This is a genomic window from Inquilinus limosus MP06 (assembly GCF_000767795.1).
GTDB lineage: Bacteria > Pseudomonadota > Alphaproteobacteria > DSM-16000 > Inquilinaceae > Inquilinus > Inquilinus limosus_E.
Window position 1 is genome coordinate 1 of record NZ_JANX01000975.1, and the last position, 1322, is coordinate 1322.

Consider the following 1322-nt stretch of genomic DNA (forward strand, 5'->3'; position numbering starts at 1 on the left):
TATCTCTCGGTCTACCGGCAACTGGCTGCGACCGCGCCAGCCCTGCGGGCCGCGCGATGATCCCGTCTGCCGAGCTCCTGACGGAGGAGCCGGCGCTGGCCGCGCTCGAGCCGGAGCTGCTGACGATGATGAATTTCAACGCCGGCCCGGCGGACGGCAAGCTGAGCCGACAGACCCGCAACGCCATCGCCTCGTTCCAGCGGCAGCAGAAGCTGCGGGTCACCAGCCGGCCCTCGCCGGCGCTGCTGGACGCGCTGCGCAAGGCGGCCGGGGCCGACACGCCGGACTGGACCCCGGGGCATTTCTGACCACAATCGCGGCCGGGGGCGCGACCGTGCGCCCCGGGTCTTTTCATGAGGGCGGCCGGGCGATCCGGCCCGCCGCGCAACGCGGGGAAGGGATGGCGATGGGTCAGGACGCGGTCTGCATCTGGGCGGCCGGGACGACGCTGGGCGAAGGGGCGCTGTGGCTGGCCGAGGAGCAGGCGCTCTACTGGGTCGACATCCTGCGGCCGCGCATCCTGCGCTACGACCCCGCGACCGGGGCGCAGGCGGAATGGCCGATGCCGGAGCCGATCGGCTTCATCGCGCCGCGCCGGCGCGGCGGGCTGGTGGCCGGGCTGCGCAGCGGCTTCCACCTGATCGACCTGCCGGAGGGCCGGGTCACGCCGATCGGCAACCCGGAGCCGGACCGGCCGGGCAACCGCTTCAACGACGGCAAGGTCGACCCGATGGGCCGGCTGTGGGCCGGCACGGTGGAGTTCGGCTGCGCCGAGCCGACCGGCGCCTTCTACCGTCTCGACCCCGACCATCGCTGGCACCGCGTCGATGACGGCTACATCGTCACCAACGGCCCCGCCTTCTCGCCTGACGGCCGCATCCTGTACGAGGCGGATTCGGAGCGGCGGGTGGTCTACGCCTACGACCTCGACCTGGCCGGCGGTGCGATCTCCAACCGCCGCGCCTTCGTGATCTTCGCCGAGGATGACGGCGTGCCGGACGGCATGACGGTCGACCGCGACGGCCATCTGTGGGTGGCGCATTGGGGCGGGTCGCGGGTCAGCCGCTTCCGCCCCGACGGCACGCTGGACCGCGCGATCGCCATCCCGGCCCCGCATGTCACCAGCTGCGCCTTCGGCGGCCCCGGCCTGACCACGCTCTATGTCACCACCGCGCGCAGCGGCATGTCGGAGGGGGCGCTGCAGCAGCACCCGCTGGCCGGCGGCCTGTTCGCGGTCAAGGACGCCGGCCGCGGCCTGCCCGGCAGCCACTTCGCAGGATAGCGGCAAGCCCGGCCGATCGTGTTCAGGGGCCTGGCGGCGG

The 1322-nt window shown here is 73.4% G+C and carries 2 protein-coding genes; both read left to right on the forward strand.

The window, feature by feature from the left end; all coding sequences use genetic code 11:
• The coding region (locus tag P409_RS34535; protein ID WP_238578848.1) for a peptidoglycan-binding domain-containing protein at positions 1–308 on the forward strand (308 nt) is incomplete at its 5' end.
• A gap of 98 nt (positions 309–406) precedes the next feature.
• Positions 407–1282: an SMP-30/gluconolactonase/LRE family protein gene (locus P409_RS34540; protein ID WP_052121719.1), complete on the forward strand. Its 876-nt coding sequence runs from the start codon at positions 407–409 to the stop codon at positions 1280–1282.
• Positions 1283–1322: the final 40 nt, after the last annotated feature.